Below are 24,036 nucleotides of genomic sequence, written 5' to 3' on the forward strand. Positions count from 1 at the left end.
ATGCCGGTGACCGACCGTTCAGTGCCCTCTTTGCTGCAAGAGAGGGCCGACCAGCAGCCTGACAGCACTGCATATACGTACATCGACTACGGATCCGACCCCAAGGGATTTGCTGACAGCTTGACTTGGTCGCAGGTCTACAGTCGTGCATGCATCATTGCTGAAGAACTCAAGTTATGCGGGTTACCCGGAGATCGAGTGGCGGTTTTAGCGCCACAAGGACTGGAATATGTCCTTGCATTCCTGGGCGCACTTCAGGCTGGATTTATCGCGGTTCCGCTGTCAACTCCACAGTATGGCATTCACGATGACCGCGTTTCTGCGGTGTTGCAGGATTCCAAGCCGGTAGCCATTCTCACGACTTCGTCCGTGGTAGGCGATGTAACGAAATACGCAGCCAGCCACGACGGGCAGCCTGCCCCGGTCGTAGTTGAGGTTGATCTGCTTGATTTGGACTCGCCGCGACAGATGCCGGCTTTCTCTCGTCAGCACACCGGGGCGGCTTATCTCCAATACACGTCCGGATCGACGCGTACGCCGGCCGGAGTCATTGTGTCGCACACGAATGTCATTGCCAATGTGACACAAAGTATGTACGGCTATTTCGGCGATCCCGCAAAGATTCCGACCGGGACTGTGGTGTCGTGGCTGCCTTTGTATCACGATATGGGCCTGATTCTCGGAATTTGCGCACCGCTGGTGGCCCGACGCCGCGCGATGTTGATGAGCCCAATGTCATTTTTGCGCCGTCCGGCCCGCTGGATGCAACTGCTTGCCACCAGCGGCCGGTGCTTTTCTGCGGCACCGAATTTCGCCTTCGAGCTGGCCGTGCGCAGAACATCTGACCAGGACATGGCGGGGCTCGACCTGCGCGACGTGGTCGGCATCGTCAGTGGCAGTGAGCGAATCCATGTGGCAACCGTGCGGCGGTTCATCGAGCGGTTCGCGCCGTACAATCTCAGCCCCACCGCGATACGGCCGTCGTACGGGCTCGCGGAAGCGACCTTATATGTGGCAGCTCCCGAAGCCGGCGCCGCGCCCAAGACGGTCCGTTTTGACTACGAGCAGCTGACCGCCGGGCAGGCTCGGCCCTGCGGAACCGATGGGTCGGTCGGCACCGAACTGATCAGCTACGGCTCCCCCGACCCATCGTCTGTGCGAATCGTCAACCCGGAGACCATGGTTGAGAATCCGCCTGGAGTGGTCGGTGAGATCTGGGTGCATGGCGACCACGTGACTATGGGGTATTGGCAGAAGCCGAAGCAGACCGCGCAGGTCTTCGACGCCAAGCTGGTCGATCCCGCGCCGGCAGCCCCGGAGGGGCCGTGGCTGCGCACCGGCGACCTGGGCGTCATTTCCGATGGTGAGCTGTTCATCATGGGCCGCATCAAAGACCTGCTCATCGTGGACGGGCGCAACCACTACCCCGACGACATCGAGGCAACGATCCAGGAGATCACCGGTGGACGGGCCGCGGCGATCGCAGTGCCCGACGACATCACCGAACAACTGGTGGCGATCATCGAATTCAAGCGACGCGGTAGTACCGCCGAAGAGGTCATGCTCAAGCTCCGCTCGGTGAAGCGTGAGGTCACCTCCGCGATATCGAAGTCACACAGCCTGCGGGTGGCCGATCTCGTTCTGGTGTCACCTGGTTCGATTCCCATCACCACCAGCGGCAAGATCCGGCGGTCAGCCTGCGTCGAACGCTATCGCAGCGACGGCTTCAAGCGGCTGGACGTAGCCGTATGACGGGAAGCATCAGTGGTGAAGCCGACCTTCGCCACTGGCTAATCGACTACCTAGTAACCAATATCGGCTGCACACCTGACGAGGTGGACCCCGATCTGTCGCTTGCCGACCTCGGCGTCAGCTCCCGCGACGCGGTCGTACTGTCCGGCGAACTGTCAGAGCTGCTGGGCAGGACCGTATCGCCGATTGACTTCTGGGAGCACCCGACGATCAACGCGCTGGCCGCGTATCTGGCCGCACCCGAGCCGAGCCCCGACTCCGACGCCGCAGTCAAGCGTGGTGCCCGGAACTCACTCGACGAGCCAATCGCCGTCGTCGGCATGGGATGTCGTTTCCCTGGCGGGATTTCGTGCCCAGAAGCATTGTGGGACTTTCTCTGTGAACGCCGTTCCTCGATCAGCCAGGTGCCGCCGCAACGATGGCAGCCCTTCGAAGGCGGGCCACCCGAGGTAGCCGCGGCGCTAGCGCGCACTACACGGTGGGGCTCATTTTTGCCCGACATCGACGCCTTCGACGCGGAATTCTTCGAGATCTCCCCCAGCGAAGCCGACAAGATGGACCCCCAGCAACGCCTGCTGCTGGAAGTGGCCTGGGAAGCGTTGGAGCACGCGGGAATCCCGCCCGGCACGCTGCGCCGCTCGGCAACAGGAGTGTTTGCCGGGGCATGCCTGAGCGAATACGGTGCGATGGCTTCCGCCGATCTGTCGCAGGTCGATGGTTGGAGCAATAGCGGTGGCGCGATGAGCATCATCGCCAACCGCCTCTCGTATTTCCTTGACCTGCGCGGCCCGTCGGTGGCGGTAGACACCGCATGCTCGTCGTCGTTGGTAGCGATCCACCTGGCCTGCCAGAGCCTTCGGACCCAGGACTGTCACCTGGCAATCGCAGCCGGCGTGAATTTGTTGTTGTCCCCGGCGGTATTTCGCGGTTTCGACCAAGTCGGCGCCTTGTCCCCGACAGGTCAGTGCCGTGCGTTCGATGCGACCGCCGACGGGTTTGTCCGCGGCGAGGGTGCCGGGGTAGTGGTGCTCAAGCGGTTGACCGATGCACAGCGCGACGGGGATCGGGTGCTTGCGGTGATCTGCGGTTCTGCGGTCAACCAGGACGGCCGATCCAACGGGCTGATGGCCCCCAACCCAGCGGCCCAGATGGCGGTGCTGCGTGCCGCCTACACCAACGCGGGGATGCAGCCCAGCGAGGTCGACTACGTCGAAGCGCACGGAACAGGGACGCTGTTGGGCGACCCGATCGAAGCCCGCGCTCTCGGAACGGTGCTGGGTCGCGGCCGGCCCGAGGATTCTCCGTTGCTCATCGGCTCTGTCAAGACCAACCTCGGTCACACCGAGGCTGCGGCTGGAATCGCGGGCTTCATCAAGACGGTGCTGGCTGTGCAGCATGGCCAGATTCCGCCAAATCAGCACTTCGAAACCGCGAACCCGCACATTCCCTTTACCGACTTGCGGATGAAAGTCGTTGACACACAAACTGAATGGCCGGCAACGGGCCATCCCCGCCGTGCCGGTGTGTCGTCGTTCGGCTTCGGTGGCACAAACGCGCACGTGGTGATCGAGCAGGGCCAGGAGGTGCGCCCCGCGCCTGGACAAGGCTTAAGTCCGGCGGTGTCGACCCTGGTAGTGGCCGGCAAGACTATGCAGCGGGTGTCCGCGACCGCGGGGATGCTAGCCGATTGGATGGAAGGGCCCGGCGCTGACGTGGCCTTGGCCGACGTGGCCCACACCCTCAATCACCACCGATCGCGGCAACCCAAGTTCGGCACGGTGGTGGCCCGTGACCGTACCCAGGCGATAGCCGGATTGCGTGCGCTGGCCGCCGGCCAACACGCCCCCGGCGTGGTCAACCCTGCCGACGGCTCGCCGGGGCCGGGCACCGTGTTCGTCTACTCCGGCCGCGGTTCACAGTGGGCTGGCATGGGCCGTCAATTGTTGGCCGACGAGCCGGCTTTCGCGGCCGCGGTCGCCGAATTGGAACCGGTGTTTGTCGAGCAAGCCGGCTTTTCGTTGCACGACGTGCTGGCTAACGGCGAGGAACTGGTCGGTATCGAGCAGATTCAGCTCGGGTTGATCGGGATGCAGCTGGCCCTGACCGAATTATGGTGTTCCTACGGGGTGCGGCCCGACCTGGTGATCGGCCACTCCATGGGCGAGGTGGCCGCCGCCGTGGTCGCCGGGGCACTGACCCCGGCCGAGGGTCTGCGGGTGACCGCCACCCGGTCACGGCTGATGGCACCGTTGTCCGGCCAGGGCGGCATGGCACTGCTGGAACTCGACGCGCCCACTACCGAGGCGTTGATTGCCGACTTCCCACAGGTGACGCTCGGTATTTACAACTCACCACGGCAAACGGTGATCGCCGGGCCCACCGAGCAGATCGATGAGTTGATCGCCCGGGTGCGCGCGCAAAACCGGTTTGCCAGTCGGGTCAATATCGAAGTGGCCCCGCACAATCCGGCCATGGATGCTTTGCAGCCGGCGATGCGTTCGGAGCTGGCCGATCTGACCCCACGGACCCCCACCATCGGAATCATCTCCACCACCTACGCAGACTTGCACACCCAACCGGTCTTCGACGCCGAACACTGGGCCACCAACATGCGCAACCCCGTGCGCTTCCAGCAGGCCATCGCTTCCGCCGGTAGCGGCGCCGACGGCGCCTACCACACCTTCATCGAAATCAGCGCACACCCGCTGCTGACCCAGGCCATCATCGACACTCTGCACAGCGCTCAACCCGGAGCCAGATACACCAGCCTCGGGACCCTGCAACGCGACACCGACGACGTCGTGACCTTCCGGACCAACCTCAACAAGGCCCACACCATCCACCCACCGCACACCCCCCACCCCCCCGAGCCACATCCGCCCATCCCCACCACCCCGTGGCAACACACCCGTCACTGGATCACCACCAAATATCCGGCCGGCTCTGTTGGATCGGCCCCCCGAGCGGGCACACTGCTCGGCCAACACACCACCGTCGCCACGGTCTCAGCGAGTCCGCCCTCCCACCTCTGGCAAGCAAGGCTGGCTCCGGACGCCAAGCCGTACCAGGGCGGTCATCGATTCCACCAAGTCGAGGTGGTCCCAGCTTCTGTTGTGCTGCACACAATCCTTTCCGCTGCAACAGAATTGGGCTACTCCGCGTTGTCCGAGGTCCGATTCGAGCAACCCATTTTCGCCGACCGGCCACGTCTAATCCAGGTCGTCGCCGACAACCGGGCGATCAGCCTGGCCTCGAGTCCGGCTGCCGGAACACCCTCAGACCGGTGGACGCGGCATGTTACCGCACAACTTTCCTCGTCACCGTCGGATTCGGCCAGCAGCTTGAACGAGCACCATCGCGCCAACGGGCAGCCGCCCGAACGTGCTCACCGCGACCTGATTCCCGACCTGGCCGAGCTGCTCGCAATGCGCGGCATCGATGGCCTGCCTTTCTCATGGACCGTCGCGTCGTGGACACAGCACTCGAGCAACCTCACGGTTGCGATCGATCTCCCCGAAGCTCTGCCCGAAGGGTCGACTGGGCCGCTCCTTGACGCCGCGGTGCACCTCGCCGCGCTATCGGACGTCGCTGATTCGCGGCTCTACGTGCCGGCAAGCATCGAGCAGATATCGCTCGGCGATGTCGTCACCGGGCCGCGTAGCTCGGTGACGCTGAACCGCACCGCTCACGACGACGACGGGATCACCGTCGATGTCACCGTTGCAGCCCACGGCGAAGTGCCGTCCCTGTCGATGAGGTCGCTTCGATACCGGGCTCTGGACTTTGGCCTAGACGTTGGTAGGGCGCAACCGCCCGCGTCGACCGGTCCGGTCGAGGCCTACTGTGATGCCACCAATTTCGTACACACGATCGACTGGCAACCGCAGACCGTTCCGGACGCGACGCACCCAGGGGCCGAACAGGTAACCCATCCAGGACCCGTCGCGATAATCGGCGATGACGGCGCAGCGCTGTGTGAGACCCTCGAAGGGGCGGGCTACCAGCCGGCCGTGATGTCCGATGGGGTGTCGCAGGCCCGCTACGTCGTTTACGTCGCGGATTCTGATCCGGCTGGCGCCGACGAGACCGACGTCGACTTCGCCGTCCGGATCTGTACCGAAATCACCGGTCTGGTGCGGACTCTCGCGGAACGCGATGCGGATAAGCCCGCGGCGCTATGGATCCTCACCCGCGGAGTTCACGAATCGGTCGCCCCGTCCGCGCTGCGCCAGAGTTTCCTGTGGGGCCTTGCCGGTGTCATCGCCGCCGAACATCCCGAGCTGTGGGGCGGACTGGTCGATCTCGCGATCAACGACGACTTAGGCGAATTCGGGCCGGCACTTGCCGAACTGCTTGCCAAACCAAGCAAGTCGATCTTGGTGCGTCGTGACGGCGTGGTGCTCGCCCCGGCCTTGGCTCCCGTCCGTGGCGAGCCGGCGCGCAAGTCCTTGCAGTGCAGGCCCGACGCGGCCTACCTCATCACCGGCGGCCTGGGCGCCCTTGGCCTGCTGATGGCCGATTGGCTCGCCGACCGCGGCGCTCATCGATTGGTGTTGACCGGCCGCACGCCATTGCCGCCACGGCGGGACTGGCAACTCGACACCCTCGACACCGAGCTGCGCCGGAGGATCGACGCGATCCGCGCCCTGGAAATGCGCGGGGTGACTGTCGAAGCCGTCGCCGCCGACGTCGGCTGCCGCGAAGACGTGCAGGCCCTGTTGGCCGCGCGCGACCGTGACGGAGCGGCACCGATCCGCGGGATCATCCACGCCGCGGGCATTACCAACGATCAATTGGTGACGAGCATGACCGGCGATGCGGTGCGACAGGTTATGTGGCCGAAGATCGGCGGCAGCCAGGTCCTACACGACGCATTTCCGCCCGGCAGCGTGGACTTCTTCTACTTGACCGCCTCGGCTGCCGGGATATTCGGCATTCCAGGGCAGGGTTCCTACGCCGCCGCCAATTCCTACTTGGACGCGCTGGCGCGGGCGCGCCGGCAACAGGGCTGCCACACCATGAGCCTCGACTGGGTAGCCTGGCGGGGGCTCGGATTGGCCGCGGACGCCCAGCTCGTCAGCGAAGAGCTAGCGCGAATGGGTTCGCGTGACATCACGCCGTCGGAGGCATTCACCGCTTGGGAATTCGTCGATGGCTACGACGTCGCGCAAGCGGTCGTGGTGCCCATGCCCGCTCCGGCGGGCGCCGATGGATCCGGTGCGAACGCTTACCTATTGCCGGCGCGGAACTGGTCGGTGATGGCAGCGACCGAGGTGCGATCCGAGCTCGAACAGGGGTTACGCCGCATCATTGCAGCCGAGCTGCGAGTGCCTGAGAAAGAGCTGGACACCGACCGCCCGTTCGCCGAGTTGGGTCTCAATTCCCTTATGGCAATGGCGATTCGGCGCGAGGCCGAGCAGTTTGTCGGCATCGAGTTGTCTGCCACCATGTTGTTCAACCACCCAACGGTCAAATCACTCGCCAGCTACCTTGCCAAACGTGTGGCACCGCACGATGTGTCACAAGACAACCAGATTTCCGCGCTATCCTCGTCGGCCGGAAGTGTGTTGGACAGTCTATTCGATCGCATCGAATCGGCGCCGCCTGAGGCCGAGAGGTCGGTGTGATGCGAACGGCTTTCAGCCGGATTTCCGGTATGACCGCGCAACAGCGCACCTCCCTAGCCGACGAGTTCGACAGGGTCTCTCGCATCGCCGTGGCCGAGCCGGTTGCGGTGGTTGGCATCGGCTGCCGCTTTCCGGGAGATGTGGATGGACCAGAGAGTTTCTGGGACTTTCTGGTCGCGGGCAGGAATGCGATCTCGACGGTGCCGGCAGATCGATGGGACGCAGAAGCGTTTTACCACCCCGACCCGCTAACACCGGGGCGGATGACGACGAAGTGGGGCGGCTTCGTCCCTGACGTCGCGGGCTTCGACGCCGAATTCTTCGGTATCACACCGCGGGAAGCCGCGGCGATGGACCCGCAGCAGCGAATGCTGCTGGAGGTTGCCTGGGAAGCACTCGAACATGCCGGCATACCACCGGATTCCCTCGGCGGCACCCGAACCGCCGTCATGATGGGGGTCTATTTCAACGAGTATCAGTCCATGTTGGCCGCCAGTCCGCAGAACGTAGACGCCTACAGCGGGACCGGAAATGCACACAGCATCACGGTGGGTCGCATCTCCTACCTGTTGGGATTACGGGGTCCGGCGGTCGCGGTGGACACCGCCTGCTCGTCGTCGTTGGTGGCTGTGCACCTGGCGTGTCAGAGTCTGAGGCTGCGCGAGACCGATCTGGCTCTCGCCGGTGGAGTGAGTATCACCCTTCGCCCAGAGACCCAAATCGCTATCTCTGCCTGGGGATTGCTGTCCCCGCAGGGCCGGTGTGCCGCATTCGATGCGGCGGCAGACGGATTTGTGCGCGGTGAGGGCGCCGGAGTGGTAGTGCTCAAGCGGTTGACGGACGCGGTGCGCGACGGCGACCAGGTGCTGGCGGTGGTGCGCGGTTCGGCAGTCAACCAGGACGGCAGGTCCAATGGCGTAACGGCGCCGAATACGGCAGCCCAGTGCGATGTGATCGCCGATGCCTTGCGATCCGGCGATGTGGCGCCTGACAGCGTGAATTACGTAGAGGCCCATGGAACCGGCACGGTGCTGGGCGACCCGATCGAATTCGAGGCCCTGGCCGCCACGTATGGCCACGGCGGGGACGCATGCGCGTTGGGTGCGGTGAAAACCAACATCGGTCATCTGGAGGCGGCCGCCGGGATCGCGGGGTTCATCAAGGCGACGCTGGCGGTACAACGCGCGACGATCCCGCCGAATCTGCATTTCTCGCAATGGAATCCAGCTATCGATGCCGCGTCGACCAGGTTTTTCGTTCCCACGCAGAACTCCCCGTGGCCAACCGCGGAGGGGCCGCGCCGGGCGGCGGTGTCGTCGTTCGGATTGGGCGGGACGAACGCACACGTGATCATCGAGCAAGGTAGCGAGCTGGCTCCGGTATCCGAAGGCGGCGAGGACACCGGGGTGTCGACGTTGGTGGTGACGGGTAAGACGGCCCAGCGGATGGCCGCGACGGCGCAGGTGCTGGCCGACTGGATGGAAGGTCCGGGCGCCGAGGTGGCCGTAGCTGATGTCGCCCACACGGTCAACCATCACCGGGCCCGCCAAGCCACGTTCGGCACCGTCGTAGCCCGTGACCGCGCCCAGGCGATAGCCGGACTGCGCGCGCTGGCCGCCGGCCAACACGCTCCCGGAGTGGTGAGCCACCAGGACGGTTCGCCGGGGCCGGGCACCGTATTCGTCTACTCCGGCCGCGGCTCGCAGTGGGCCGGGATGGGTCGCCAATTGTTGGCCGACGAGCCGGCTTTCGCCGCCGCGGTCGCCGAGCTGGAACCGGTGTTTGTCGAGCAAGCCGGCTTCTCGCTGCGCGACGTGATCGCCACCGGCAAGGAGCTAGTCGGTATCGAGCAGATCCAGCTTGGCCTGATCGGCATGCAACTGACATTGACTGAGCTATGGCGCTCCTACGGGGTGCAGCCCGACCTGGTGATCGGCCACTCCATGGGCGAGGTGGCCGCCGCCGTGGTCGCCGGAGCGCTGACTCCGGCCGAGGGTCTGCGGGTGACCGCCACCCGCGCACGGTTGATGGCGCCATTGTCCGGCCAGGGCGGCATGGCACTGCTGGGACTCGATGCTGCGGCCACCGAAGCGTTAATCGCGGACTACCCGCAGGTGACAGTGGGGATCTACAACTCGCCGCGGCAGACCGTGATCGCCGGGCCGACCGAACAAATCGATGAGTTGATCGCCCGGGTGCGCGCGCAAAACCGGTTTGCCAGTCGGGTCAATATCGAAGTCGCCCCGCACAATCCGGCCATGGATGCGCTGCAGCCGGCGATGCGTTCGGAGCTGGCCGATCTGACCCCACGGACCCCCACCATCGGAATCATCTCCACCACCTACGCAGACTTGCACACCCAACCGATCTTCGACGCCGAACACTGGGCCACCAACATGCGCAACCCCGTGCGCTTCCAGCAGGCCATCGCTTCCGCCGGTAGCGGCGCCGACGGCGCCTACCACACCTTCATCGAGATCAGCGCACACCCGCTGCTGACCCAGGCGATTGCCGACACCTTGGAAGACGCGCACCGCCCAACCAAGTCCGCAGCGAAATACTTGAGCATTGGCACCTTGCAGCGTGATGCCGATGACACGGTCACCTTCCGCACCAACCTCTACACCGCCGACATCGCCCACCCACCGCATACCTGTCACCCGCCCGAGCCGCACCCCACCATCCCCACCACACCCTGGCAACACACCCACCACTGGATCGCCACCACGCACCCGAGCACGGCAGCGCCAGAAGATCCGGGCAGCAATAAGGTTGTGGTGAACGGACAATCGACATCCGAGAGCCGTGCGCTCGAAGACTGGTGCCACCAGCTGGCCTGGCCGATCCGCCCGGCAGTCAGCGCCGACCCGCCCAGCACCGCCGCCTGGCTCGTGGTGGCAGACAACGAACTCTGCCACGAGCTGGCCCGTGCGGCCGATTCTCGGGTAGACAGCCTCTCGCCGCCGGCGCTCGCAGCAGGCAGCGATCCGGCCGCACTGCTCGACGCGCTGCGCGGTGTGGACAACGTGCTCTACGCTCCACCCGTCCCCGGTGAACTCCTCGATATTGAATCGGCCTACCAGGTTTTCCACGCAACGCGACGGCTAGCCGCCGCGATGGTCGCCAGCAGCGCCACGGCTATTTCCCCGCCGAAGTTGTTCATCATGACCCGCAACGCCCAGCCCATCTCGGAAGGCGACCGAGCCAACCCTGGCCACGCTGTGCTGTGGGGTCTCGGCCGGTCGCTGGCACTAGAGCATCCTGAAATCTGGGGCGGCATAATCGATCTCGACGATTCGATGCCCGCAGAGCTGGCCGTGCGGCATGTGCTGACTGCAGCCCACGGTACCGACGGGGAGGATCAGGTCGTATACCGGTCGGGCGCACGCCATGTACCCCGGCTGCAGAGGCGAACTCTTCCGGGGAAACCGGTCACGTTGAATGCCGACGCCAGCCAGCTCGTCATCGGTGCGACCGGCAACATCGGACCGCATCTCATCCGACAGCTCGCGCGGATGGGGGCTAAGACAATCGTCGCGATGGCTCGCAAGCCCGGCGCGCTCGACGAGTTGACCCAATGTCTCGCTGCGACCGGAACAGATCTCATCGCGGTGGCCGCCGATGCGACCGATCCCGCCGCCATGCAAACCCTGTTCGACCGATTCGGCACGGAGCTACCGCCACTGGAGGGAATCTATCTGGCGGCCTTTGCGGGCCGCCCAGCGCTGCTGAGCGAGATGACCGACGACGACGTGACCACCATGTTTCGTCCCAAGTTGGACGCCTTGGCGTTGTTGCACCGACGGTCACTGAAGAGCCCAGTGCGCCACTTCGTTTTGTTCTCTTCGGTGTCAGGTCTGCTGGGTTCTCGATGGCTCGCCCATTACACCGCGACCAGCGCCTTCCTGGACAGCTTCGCCGGCGCGCGTCGCACCATGGGCCTGCCGGCCACCGTCGTCGACTGGGGACTGTGGAAGTCGCTGGCCGATGTGCAAAAAGACGCGACTCAAATCAGCGCGGAATCCGGGCTGCAACCCATGGCTGACGAGGTGGCCATCGGCGCGCTACCGCTGGTGATGAACCCCGATGCGGCAGTCGCGACCGTGGTGGTTGCCGCGGACTGGCCCTTGTTGGCCGCGGCATATCGAACGCGGGGAGCCCTTCGCATAGTCGACGACCTGTTGCCGGCACCGGAAGACGTCGGGAAGGGCGAAAGCGAATTCCGCACATCGTTGCGTAGCTGCCCGGCGGAGAAACGACGGGACATGTTGTTCGACCATGTGGGCGCCTTGGCCGCCACGGTGATGGGAATGCCGCCCACGGAGCCGCTCGATCCGTCGGCCGGCTTCTTCCAACTCGGCATGGACTCGCTAATGAGCGTGACACTTCAGCGGGCGTTGTCGGAAAGCCTGGGCGAGTTCTTGCCGGCGTCCGTGGTTTTCGACTATCCGACCGTTTACAGCCTCACCGACTACCTGGCCACCGTCCTGCCTGAGCTCCTCGAAATTGGGGCAACCGCAGTCGCAACCCAGCAAGCCACCGACTCCTACCACGAACTGACCGAAGCCGAGTTGTTGGAACAACTTTCGGAACGACTAAGAGGAACACAATGACCGCAGCGACACCAGATCGCCGAGCGATCATCACCGAGGCGCTGCACAAGATCGATGATCTCACGGCGCGCCTGGAAATCGCCGAAAAATCCAGCAGCGAACCGATCGCGGTGATCGGCATGGGTTGCCGGTTCCCGGGCGGGGTCAACAACCCCGAACAGTTCTGGGATTTGTTGTGCGCCGGCCGAAGCGGCATCGTCCGGGTTCCCGCGCAGCGGTGGGACGCCGACGCCTACTACTGTGATGATCACACCGTGCCGGGGACCATCTGCAGCACCGAAGGCGGTTTTCTCACCAGCTGGCAGCCAGATGAGTTCGATGCGGAGTTCTTCTCAATCTCCCCGCGCGAAGCGGCGGCGATGGACCCGCAGCAGCGATTGTTGATTGAAGTTGCGTGGGAAGCGCTAGAAGACGCGGGCGTCCCGCAACACACCATTCGCGGTACGCAAACCTCGGTATTCGTCGGTGTCACCGCCTACGACTACATGCTCACGCTGGCGGGCCGGCTACGACCTGTTGACCTCGACGCGTACATCCCAACCGGGAACTCGGCGAACTTCGCCGCCGGACGGCTGGCCTACATCCTCGGGGCACGCGGACCCGCGGTGGTCATCGACACGGCCTGCTCATCGTCGTTGGTGGCGGTGCACCTGGCATGCCAGAGCCTGCGCGGGCGGGAAAGCGATATGGCGTTGGTGGGTGGAACCAACCTTTTGCTGAGCCCGGGACCCAGCATCGCTTGCTCGCGATGGGGGATGCTGTCACCGGAGGGGCGGTGCAAGACCTTCGATGCGTCCGCCGATGGATACGTGCGCGGCGAGGGTGCCGCGGTGGTGGTGCTCAAGCGGCTGGATGACGCGGTGCGCGACGGCAACCGCATTCTTGCCGTGGTACGCGGTTCGGCGGTCAACCAGGACGGTGCCAGCAGCGGAGTGACCGTTCCCAACGGGCCAGCGCAACAGGCGTTGCTCGCCAAAGCATTGACGTCGTCGAAGTTGACAGCGGCCGATATCGACTACGTCGAGGCCCATGGAACTGGTACTCCGCTGGGCGACCCGATCGAACTCGATTCACTGAGTAAGGTTTTCAGCGATCGAGCGGGTTCGGATCAGTTGGTGATTGGATCGGTGAAGACCAATCTCGGTCACCTGGAAGCGGCGGCCGGTGTCGCCGGGCTGATGAAAGCCGTGCTCGCGGTACACAACGGCTACATTCCGCGGCATCTTAACTTCCACCAGCTGACACCACATGCAAGTGAGGCCGCATCTCGGCTGAGGATCGCCGCCGATGGTATTGACTGGCCAACCACCGGTCGACCTCGCCGGGCGGGGGTGTCGTCGTTCGGCGTCAGTGGGACGAATGCACACGTGGTGATCGAGCAGGCACCCGATCCGATGGCCGCTGCGGGAACGGAGCCGCAGCGCGGCCCCGTTCCCGCGGTGTCGACGCTGGTGGTGTTCGGCAAGACCGCACCGCGGGTGGCTGCGACGGCATCGGTGCTGGCAGATTGGCTGGACGGCCCCGGCGCGGCGGTGCCGCTGGCCGATGTCGCGCACACCCTCAACCATCACCGGGCCCGTCAGACCAGGTTCGGCACGGTAGCCGCTGTCGATCGGCGCCAAGCGGTGATCGGGTTACGCGCGCTGGCCGCGGGTCAATCCGCCCCCGGGGTGGTGGCACCCCGCGAAGGCTCCATCGGAGGCGGCACGGTGTTCGTCTACTCGGGACGAGGATCGCAGTGGGCCGGAATGGGGCGCCAACTGCTGGCCGACGAGCCGGCATTCGCCGCTGCCATCGCCGAACTGGAGCCGGAATTCGTTGCTCAAGGCGGGTTTTCGCTGCGCGACGTGATCGCCGGCGGAAAAGAGTTGGTTGGCATCGAACAGATCCAGCTGGGACTGATCGGGATGCAGCTGGCGCTGACCGCGTTGTGGCGCTCATACGGCGTGACACCCGATGCGGTGATAGGTCACTCGATGGGCGAAGTGGCCGCCGCGGTGGTGGCCGGGGCGCTGACCCCGGCCCAGGGATTACGGGTGACCGCGGTCCGGTCGAGGCTGATGGCGCCGCTGTCCGGGCAGGGCACGATGGCGTTGCTGGAACTCGACGCCGAAGCCACTGAGGCGCTGATTGCCGACTACCCCGAGGTGAGCCTGGGGATCTATGCCTCCCCACGCCAAACCGTGATTTCCGGGCCGCCGCTATTGATCGACGAGCTCATCGACAAGGTGCGCCAACAGAACGGCTTCGCTACCCGAGTCAACATCGAGGTGGCCCCCCACAACCCGGCCATGGATGCACTGCAACCGGCGATGCGTTCGGAATTGGCCGATCTCACCCCGCAACCGCCGACCATCCCGATCATCTCCACCACCTACGCCGACCTCGGCATTTCCCTGGGTTCCGGCCCCAGGTTCGACGCCGAGCACTGGGCAACCAACATGCGCAACCCGGTACGGTTCCACCAGGCCATCGCTCATGCCGGCGCCGATCACCACACCTTCATCGAGATCAGCGCCCACCCGCTGCTGACCCACTCGATCAGCGACACCCTGCGCGCCAGCTACGATGTCGACAACTATCTGAGCATCGGCACCTTGCAACGCGACGCTCACGACACCCTCGAGTTCCACACGAACCTCAACACGACCCACACCACCCATCCCCCCCAGACTCCCCACCCCCCCGAACCCCACCCCGTGCTGCCCACCACCCCATGGCAGCACACCCAGCACTGGATCACCGCCACGTCGGCCGCTTACCACAGGCCCGACACCCACCCGTTGCTTGGCGTCGGTGTCACCGACCCCACTAACGGCACCCGGGTTTGGGAAAGCGAGCTCGACCCTGATCTGCTGTGGCTCGCCGATCACGTCATCGACGATCTCGTTGTGCTGCCCGGGGCGGCCTACGCTGAGATCGCGCTGGCGGCCGCGACCGACACCTTCGCAGTCGAGCAAGATCAGCCCTGGATGATCAGCGAGCTCGACCTTCGGCAGATGCTGCATGTGACCCCAGGCACCGTGTTGGTCACCACGCTCACCGGCGACGAGCAGCGATGCCAGGTCGAAATACGCACCCGCAGCGGGTCTTCGGGATGGACCACCCACGCCACCGCCACCGTTGCCCGCGCCGAGCCGTTAGCACCGCTGGATCACGAAGGACAGCGGCGCGAGGTAACCACTGCCGACCTCGAGGACCAACTGGATCCCGACGACCTGTATCAGCGCCTGCGCGGCGCCGGCCAACAGCACGGACCCGCGTTTCAAGGCATCGTGGGGCTGGCCGTCACGCAAGCTGGCGTGGCCCGTGCGCAAGTACGGCTACCCGCATCGGCCAGAACGGGTTCCCGTGAGTTCATGCTGCACCCGGTGATGATGGATATCGCGTTGCAGACACTGGGAGCCACCCGGACGGCGACCGATCTGGCCGGCGGCCAGGACGCCCGGCAGGGCCCATCTTCCAACTCGGCCTTGGTGGTACCGGTGCGTTTCGCCGGTGTCCACGTGTACGGCGATATCACCCGCGGGGTTCGCGCGGTCGGCTCTCTGGCCGCAGCCGGTGACCGGCTGGTCGGCGAGGTAGTCCTGACCGACGCGAATGGCCAACCGCTGCTGGTCGTCGATGAAGTCGAGATGGCGGTGCTCGGATCCGGCAGTGGCGCAACGGAACTCACCAACCGCCTATTCATGTTGGAGTGGGAGCCCGCACCGCTGGAAAAGACCGCCGAGGCTACGGGTGCCCTGTTGCTGATCGGTGACCCCGCCGCGGGTGACCCGCTGCTGCCCGCGCTGCAGTCGTCGCTGCGCGACCGCATCACCGACCTCGAGCTGGCATCCGCGGCCGACGAAGCCACGCTGCGCGCGGCGATCAGCCGAACCTCCTGGGACGGGATCGTTGTGGTCTGTCCGCCCCGAGCGAACGACGAATCGATGCCGGACGAGGCTCAACTGGAGTTGGCACGCACACGCACGCTGCTGGTCGCCAGCGTGGTCGAGACCGTGACGCGAATGGGTGCCCGCAAGAGCCCCCGACTGTGGATCGTCACCCGTGGCGCTGCACAGTTCGACGCAGGCGAGTCGGTCACGTTGGCGCAGACCGGCCTACGTGGCATCGCACGGGTGCTGACATTTGAGCATTCGGAGTTGAATACCACCCTCGTAGATATCGAACCGGACGGCACCGGCTCGCTGGCCGCCCTGGCCGAGGAGTTGCTTGCCGGTTCCGAGGCCGACGAGGTCGCCTTGCGCGACGGTCAACGCTATGTCAACCGGCTGGTGCCCGCACCCACCACGACCAGTGGTGATCTCGCCGCCGAAGCTCGCCACCAGGTGGTGAACCTGGACAGCTCGGGCGCTTCCAGGGCAGCTGTCCGACTGCAGATCGATCAACCCGGACGGCTGGACGCACTAAACGTTCACGAGGTGAAACGGGGCAGACCGCAAGGCGATCAAGTCGAGGTTCGCGTCGTCGCCGCCGGACTCAACTTCAGCGACGTGCTCAAAGCGATGGGCGTGTATCCGGGACTCGACGGTGCCGCGCCGGTGATCGGCGGCGAATGTGTCGGCTACGTGACGGCCATCGGTGACGAGGTTGACGGCGTCGAGGTCGGACAGCGAGTTATCGCATTCGGCCCTGGCACATTCGGGACCCATCTGGGGACCATCGCCGATCTCGTCGTCCCAATTCCGGACACGCTAGCCGACAACGAGGCGGCCACGTTCGGCGTCGCCTATCTCACCGCCTGGCACTCGCTGTGCGAGGTCGGGCGCCTATCCCCCGGCGAACGCGTGCTCATCCATTCCGCCACCGGCGGTGTTGGAATGGCGGCGGTCTCGATCGCGAAGATGATCGGCGCCCGCATCTACACGACGGCCGGTTCGGACGCCAAACGGGAAATGCTTTCCAGGCTCGGTGTCGAGTACGTCGGCGACTCGCGAAGCGTGGATTTCGCTGACGAGATCCTCGAGCTGACAGACGGCTACGGTGTGGACGTCGTTCTCAATTCGCTGGCGGGCGAGGCGATTCAACGCGGCGTGCAGATCCTTGCGCCCGGTGGCCGGTTCATCGAACTGGGCAAGAAGGACGTCTACGCCGATGCCAGCTTGGGCTTGGCCGCGCTAGCCAAGAGCGCGTCCTTCTCCGTGGTCGACCTCGACCTGAATCTCAAGCTGCAGCCGGCGCGCTACCGCCAACTCCTGCAACACATCCTGCAGCACGTGGCGGATGGCAAACTCGAGGTACTTCCCGTCACCGCATTTAGCCTGCACGATGCGGCCGACGCATTCCGGCTTATGGCATCCGGTAAACACACCGGCAAGATCGTCATCTCGATACCCCAGCACGGCAGCATCGAGGCGATCGCTGCCCCGCCACCACTTCCTCTGGTCAGCCGCGACGGCGGCTACCTCATCGTCGGCGGTATGGGTGGTCTCGGATTCGTCGTCGCGCGCTGGCTGGCTGAGCAAGGTGCGGGACTGATTGTCCTCAACGGACGCTCGGCCCCCAGCGACGAGGTGGCAGCCGCTATCGCGGAGCTGAACGCCTCCGGTAGCCGGATCGAGGTGATCACCGGCGACATCACCGAGCCAGACACCGCCGAGCGGCTGGTGCGGGCGGTCGAAGACGCCGGGTTCCGGCTGGCCGGGGTGGTGCACAGCGCGATGGTTCTCGCCGACGAGATCGTGTTGAACATGACCGATTCCGCCGCTCGGCGAGTGTTCGCCCCGAAGGTCACCGGCAGCTGGCGGCTTCATGTGGCCACCGCCGCGCGCGACGTCGACTGGTGGCTGACCTTCTCCTCGGCCGCCGCGCTGCTGGGCACTCCCGGGCAGGGCGCGTACGCCGCCGCCAACTCGTGGGTCGACGGCCTGGTCGCGCATCGGCGCTCGGCCGGACTTCCCGCTGTCGGGATCAACTGGGGCCCGTGGGCCGACGTTGGACGCGCGCAGTTCTTCAAAGACCTCGGGGTGGAGATGATCAACGCCGAGCAGGGGCTTGCCGCCATGCAGGCGGTACTCACCGCCGATCGCGGGCGCACCGGTGTGTTCAGCCTCGACGCGCGGCAGTGGTTCCAATCGTTCCCCGCTGTGGCGGGGTCCTCGCTGTTCGCGAAGCTGCATGACTCGGCGGCCCGCAAAAGTGGGCAGCGGCGCGGCGGGGGCGCGATTCGCGCTCAGCTAGACGCCCTCGACGCGGCCGAACGCCCAGGCCACCTCGCGTCCGCGATCGCCGACGAGATCCGTGCGGTGCTGCGCTCAGGCGATCCCATCGATCACCACCGACCGCTGGAAACCCTGGGACTCGACTCGCTGATGGGCCTGGAATTGCGCAATCGGCTGGAAGCAAGTCTGGGCATCACGTTGCCGGTCGCGTTGGTGTGGGCATACCCGACGATCAGCGATCTCGCGACCGCCCTGTGCGAACGAATGGACTACGCGACACCCGCGGCTGCGCAGGAGATTTCCGATACAGAACCCGAACTGTCCGACGAGGAGATGGATTTGCTCGCCGATCTGGTTGACGCCAGCGAGCTGGAAGCTGCGACGCGAGGCGAGTCATGACAAGTCTGGCGGAGCGCGCGGCGCAACTGTCGCCGAACGCGCGAGCGGCCCTGGCGCGCGAGCTCGTCCGTGCGGGTACGACCTTCCCGACCGACATCTGCGAGCCGGTGGCGGTGGTGGGCATCGGCTGTCGCTTTCCGGGGAATGTGACTGGGCCAGAGAGCTTTTGGCAGCTACTGGCCGACGGTGTGGACACAATCGAGCAGGTGCCGCCTGATCGGTGGGATGCGGACGCGTTCTACGATCCCGATCCTTCGGCGTCGGGTCGGATGACGACGAAATGGGGTGGTTTCGTTTCCGATGTCGACGCGTTCGACGCCGACTTTTTCGGAATCACTCCTCGGGAAGCCGTGGCGATGGACCCGCAGCATCGGATGCTGCTCGAGGTTGCCTGGGAAGCGTTGGAGCACGCGGGTATTCCGCCGGATTCCTTGAGCGGCACTCGAACCGGCGTGATGATGGGTCTGTCGTCGTGGGACTACACGATCGTCAATATCGAGCGCAGAGCCGACATCGACGCGTACCTGAGCACCGGAACCCCGCACTGTGCCGCGGTGGGGCGGATCGCGTATCTGTTGGGATTGCGTGGTCCGGCCGTCGCCGTAGATACCGCTTGTTCGTCGTCGCTGGTGGCAATTCACTTGGCGTGTCAGAGCCTTCGCCTGCGTGAAACCGACGTGGCATTGGCGGGCGGGGTGCAGCTCACCTTGTCACCGTTCACCGCCATCGCGCTGTCCAAGTGGTCGGCGCTGTCACCGACCGGCCGATGCAACAGCTTCGACGCCAACGCGGATGGATTCGTGCGCGGCGAGGGCTGCGGCGTGGTGGTGCTCAAGCGGTTGGCCGACGCGGTGCGCGACCAGGACCGGGTGCTTGCGGTGGTCCGCGGTTCGGCAACTAACTCCGATGGTCGGTCCAACGGCATGACCGCACCGAACGCGCTGGCGCAGCGTGACGTGATCACATCCGCCCTCAAGCTTGCGGATGTTACCCCTGACAGCGTGAACTATGTCGAAACACACGGCACCGGAACGGTGTTGGGGGACCCCATCGAGTTCGAGTCGCTGGCGGCCACTTATGGCCTGGGTAAAGGCCAGGGCGAGAGCCCGTGCGCATTGGGGTCGGTCAAGACCAACATCGGCCACCTGGAGGCGGCCGCCGGTGTGGCTGGATTCATCAAGGCGGTGCTGGCGGTGCAACGTGGGCACATTCCCCGCAACTTGCACTTCACCCGGTGGAACCCGGCCATCGACGCGTCGGCGACGCGGCTGTTCGTGCCGACCGAAAGCGCCCCGTGGCCGGCGGCTGCCGGTCCACGCAGGGCTGCGGTGTCATCGTTCGGCCTCAGCGGGACCAACGCGCACGTGGTGGTCGAGCAGGCACCCGACACCGCAGTAGCCGCAGCCGGCGGCATGCCGTATGTTTCGGCGCTGAACGTCTCCGGCAAGACGGCCGCGCGGGTGGCGTCGGCGGCGGCGGTGCTGGCCGACTGGATGTCGGGGCCGGGCGCGGCGGCACCACTGGCCGACGTGGCACACACGTTGAACCGGCACCGGGCCCGGCACGCCAAGTTCGCCACCGTCATCGCGCGTGACCGCGCCGAGGCGATCGCGGGGTTGCGAGCGCTGGCGGCCGGACAACCACGCGTTGGGGTGGTGGATTGCGACCAGCATGCCGGTGGGCCTGGCCGGGTTTTTGTGTATTCGGGTCAGGGCTCGCAGTGGGCGTCGATGGGCCAGCAGTTGCTGGCCAACGAACCGGCGTTCGCCAAGGCGGTAGCCGAGCTGGATCCGATATTCGTTGACCAGGTTGGCTTTTCGCTGCAGCAAACGCTTATCGACGGCGACGAGGTGGTGGGCATCGACCGCATCCAGCCGGTGCTGGTCGGGATGCAGTTGGCGCTGACCGAGTTATGGCGGTCCTATGGGGTGATTCCAGATGCCGTGATCGGGCACTCGATGGGTGAGGTGTCGGCGGCAGTGGTGGCCGGCGCGTTGACGCCCGAGCAGGGCTTGCGGGTCATCACCACCCGGTCGCGGTTGATGGCGCGGCTGTCGGGGCAGGGAGCGATGGCGCTGCTCGAGCTGGATGCCGACGCCGCCGAGGCGCTGATTGCCGGCTATCCGCAGGTGACGCTGGCGGTGCATGCGTCACCGCGCCAGACGGTGATCGCCGGGCCGCCCGAGCAGGTGGACACGGTGATCGCGGCGGTAGCGACGCAAAACCGGTTGGCGCGCCGCGTCGAAGTCGACGTGGCCTCCCATCACCCGATCATCGATCCCATACTGCCCGAGTTGCGAAGCGCGTTAGCGGATTTGACTCCGCAGCCGCCGAGCATCCCGATCATTTCCACTACGTACGAAAGCGCGCAGCCGGTGGCGGATGCCGACTATTGGTCGGCCAACCTGCGCAACCCGGTGCGATTCCACCAGGCCGTCACCGCCGCCGGTGTCGACCACAACACCTTCATCGAAATCAGCCCTCACCCCGTGCTCACGCACGCACTCACCGACACCCTGGATCCGGACGGCAGCCATACAGTCATGTCGACGATGAACCGCGAACTGGACCAGACGCTGTATTTCCACGCCCAACTCGCCGCGGTCGGTGTGGCTGCGTCCGAGCACACCACCGGTCGCCTTGTCGACCTGCCCCCCACACCGTGGCACCATCAGCGATTCTGGGTCACGGATCGTTCGGCGATGTCCGAGCTGGCCGCGACCCACCCGCTCCTGGGCGCGCACATCGAGATGCCGCGCAACGGAGACCATGTCTGGCAGACCGATGTCGGCACCGAGGTCTGTCCCTGGTTGGCAGACCACAAGGTGTTCGGTCAACCCATCATGCCGGCCGCGGGGTTCGCCGAGATCGCCTTGGCGGCGGCCAGCGAAGCCCTCGGCACAGCCGCCGACGCCGTCGCACCCAACATCGTGATCAACCAGTTCGAGGTGGAGCAGATGCTGCCCCTCGACGGCCACACGCCGCTAACGACGCAGTTAATTCGCGGCGGGGACAGCCAGATTCGGGTCGAGATCTATTCCCGCACGCGTGGCGGAGAGTTCTGCCGACACGCCACGGCCAAGGTTGAACAATCGCCGCGCGAATGTGCGCACGCGCACCCGGAAGCCCAAGGTCCCGCCACCGGGACAACAGTGTCGCCGGCCGATTTTTATGCCCTGCTCCGCCAAACCGGCCAACACCATGGTCCGGCGTTCGCGGCCTTAAGCCGGATCGTGCGCCTGGCCGATGGTTCCGCGGAAACCGAGATCAGCATTCCCGACGAGGCGCCGCGCCATCCCGGGTATCGGCTGCACCCCGTGGTATTGGATGCGGCATTGCAAAGCGTGGGTGCCGCGATACCCGACGGCGAGATCGCGGGGTCGGCGGAAGCCAGCTATCTGCCAGTGTCGTTCGAGACCATCCGGGTGTACCGCGACATCGGTCGGCACGTCAGGTGTCGTGCCCACCTGACAAACCTCGACGGCGGCACCGGAAAGATGGGCAGGATCGTCCTAATCAACGACGCCGGCCACATAGCGGCCGAAGTGGACGGCATCTATCTGCGTCGTGTCGAACGCCGTGCGGTACCCCTGCCACTAGAGCAGAAGATCTTCGATGCCGAATGGACCGAAAGCCCGATCGCAGCCGTGCCGGCTCCGGAGCCAGCTGCCGAGACGACGCGGGGAAGTTGGCTGGTACTCGCCGATGCAACGGTGGATGCGCCAGGCAAGGCCCAGGCCAAGTCGATGGCCGACGACTTCGTGCAGCAGTGGCGCTCACCGATGCGGCGGGTGCACACCGCCGATATCCACGACGAATCGGCGGTGCTGGCCGCATTTGCAGAAACGGCAGGCGATCCCGAGCACCCGCCGGTTGGCGTGGTGGTGTTCGTCGGCGGTGCCTCGAGTCGACTGGACGACGAGCTGGCGGCGGCGCGCGACACGGTGTGGTCGATCACCACGGTGGTTCGTGCGGTCGTCGGCACGTGGCACGGCCGATCACCGCGGCTATGGCTGGTCACCGGGGGCGGACTTTCCGTTGCCGACGACGAGCCGGGAACACCCGCGGCGGCTTCCTTGAAAGGGCTGGTGCGGGTGCTCGCCTTCGAGCACCCGGACATGCGCACCACCCTGGTCGATCTGGACATCACACAAGACCCGCTGACCGCGCTGAGCGCGGAACTGCGGAATGCCGGGAGTGGGTCGCGCCATGATGACGTGATCGCGTGGCGCGGCGAGCGCAGGTTCGTCGAACGGCTGTCGCGCGCCACGATCGATGTATCCAAAGGGCATCCGGTGGTGCGCCAGGGAGCGTCGTACGTCGTCACCGGCGGCCTCGGCGGTCTCGGCCTGGTCGTCGCTCGTTGGCTGGTGGACCGCGGCGCCGGCCGGGTGGTGCTGGGTGGCCGCAGCGATCCCACTGACGAGCAGTGCAACGTCCTGGCCGAACTGCAGACCCGCGCCGAGATCGTGGTTGTCCGTGGCGACGTGGCATCGCCGGGGGTGGCAGAAAAGCTGATTGAGACGGCCCGACAGTCTGGGGGCCAATTGCGCGGCGTCGTGCACGCCGCCGCGGTCATCGAAGACAGCCTGGTGTTCTCTATGAGCAGGGACAACCTAGAACGGGTGTGGGCACCCAAGGCCACCGGTGCGCTGCGCATGCACGAAGCCACCGCTGACTGCGAGCTCGACTGGTGGCTCGGATTCTCTTCCGCCGCTTCGCTATTGGGTTCTCCCGGGCAAGCGGCCTACGCGTGCGCCAGCGCGTGGCTGGACGCGCTGGTCGGATGGCGCAGGGCATCCGGCCTGCCGGCCGCGGTGATCAACTGGGGTCCGTGGTCGGAGGTAGGCGTCGCCCAGGCCTTGGTGGGCAGTGTTCTCGACACGATCAGTGTCGCAGAAGGCATCGAGGCTCTCGACTCATTGCTTGCCGCCGACCGGATCCGCACTGGAGTGGCTCGGCTGCGTGCCGATCGGGCCCTGGTCGCATTCCCGGAGATCCGCAGCATCAGCTACTTCACCCAGGTGGTCGAGGAGCTGGACTCGGCGGGTGACCTCGGCGACTGGGGCGGGCCCGACGCGCTTGCCGACCTCGACCCGGGCGAGGCGCGGCGCGCGGTGACCGAGCGGATGTGTGCGCGCATCGCTGCGGTGATGGGCTACACTGACCAGTCGACTGTCGAACCCGCCGTGCCCTTGGACAAGCCCCTGACCGAGCTGGGGCTGGATTCTCTGATGGCGGTACGAATACGCAACGGCGCGCGGGCGGATTTCGGCGTGGAACCGCCGGTAGCGCTGATACTGCAAGGCGCGTCCTTGCATGACCTGACGGCGGACTTAATGCGCCAACTCGGGCTCAATGATCCCGATCCGGCGCTCAACAACGCTGACACTATTCGCGACCGGGCGCGCCAGCGCGCGGCAGCGCGACACGGAGCCGCGATGCGGCGCCGACCTAAACCTGAAGTACAGGGAGGATAAG

Annotated in this window: 5 protein-coding genes; all 5 read left to right on the top strand. The window is 65.6% G+C overall.

The window, feature by feature from the left end; translation table 11 throughout:
* The 5 genes from fadD26 to ppsD are packed head-to-tail and all read left to right on the top strand — an operon-like array spanning position 1 to position 24,035.
* Positions 1-1,752, top strand: coding sequence for a fatty-acid--CoA ligase FadD26 (gene fadD26 / locus Rv2930; RefSeq protein NP_217446.2), 1,752 nt, complete (start codon positions 1-3; stop codon positions 1,750-1,752).
* A complete protein-coding gene (gene ppsA / locus Rv2931; RefSeq protein ID NP_217447.1) occupies positions 1,749-7,379 on the top strand; it encodes a phthiocerol synthesis polyketide synthase type I PpsA in 5,631 nt (1,876 codons plus the stop codon). The genes fadD26 and ppsA overlap by 4 nt, the downstream gene beginning before the upstream one ends.
* Positions 7,376-11,992 carry a phthiocerol synthesis polyketide synthase type I PpsB gene (gene ppsB / locus Rv2932; RefSeq protein NP_217448.1) on the top strand — a complete coding sequence of 1,539 codons (4,617 nt, stop codon included), beginning with the start codon at positions 7,376-7,378 and terminating at the stop codon, positions 11,990-11,992. Before ppsA ends, ppsB begins: the two co-directional genes overlap by 4 nt.
* Complete coding sequence (gene ppsC / locus Rv2933) at positions 11,989-18,555, top strand: phthiocerol synthesis polyketide synthase type I PpsC (protein ID NP_217449.1); 6,567 nt, start codon at positions 11,989-11,991, stop codon at positions 18,553-18,555. Before ppsB ends, ppsC begins: the two co-directional genes overlap by 4 nt.
* On the top strand, positions 18,552-24,035 hold the full coding sequence (gene ppsD, locus Rv2934; protein ID NP_217450.1) for a phthiocerol synthesis polyketide synthase type I PpsD: 5,484 nt from the start codon (positions 18,552-18,554) through the stop codon (positions 24,033-24,035). Before ppsC ends, ppsD begins: the two co-directional genes overlap by 4 nt.
* Position 24,036 lies beyond the last annotated feature (1 nt).

This window comes from Mycobacterium tuberculosis H37Rv (genome assembly GCF_000195955.2).
GTDB lineage: Bacteria > Actinomycetota > Actinomycetes > Mycobacteriales > Mycobacteriaceae > Mycobacterium > Mycobacterium tuberculosis.

What these genes read in the sequence shown, in the direction of transcription:
- fadD26 (NP_217446.2), top strand. Translation starts at nt 1, where the DNA reads ATGCCGGTGACCGACCGTTCAGTGCCCTCTTTGCTGCAAGAGAGGGCC.
- ppsA (NP_217447.1), top strand. Translation starts at nt 1,749, where the DNA reads ATGACGGGAAGCATCAGTGGTGAAGCCGACCTTCGCCACTGGCTAATC.
- ppsC (NP_217449.1), top strand. Translation starts at nt 11,989, where the DNA reads ATGACCGCAGCGACACCAGATCGCCGAGCGATCATCACCGAGGCGCTG.
- ppsD (NP_217450.1), top strand. Translation starts at nt 18,552, where the DNA reads ATGACAAGTCTGGCGGAGCGCGCGGCGCAACTGTCGCCGAACGCGCGA.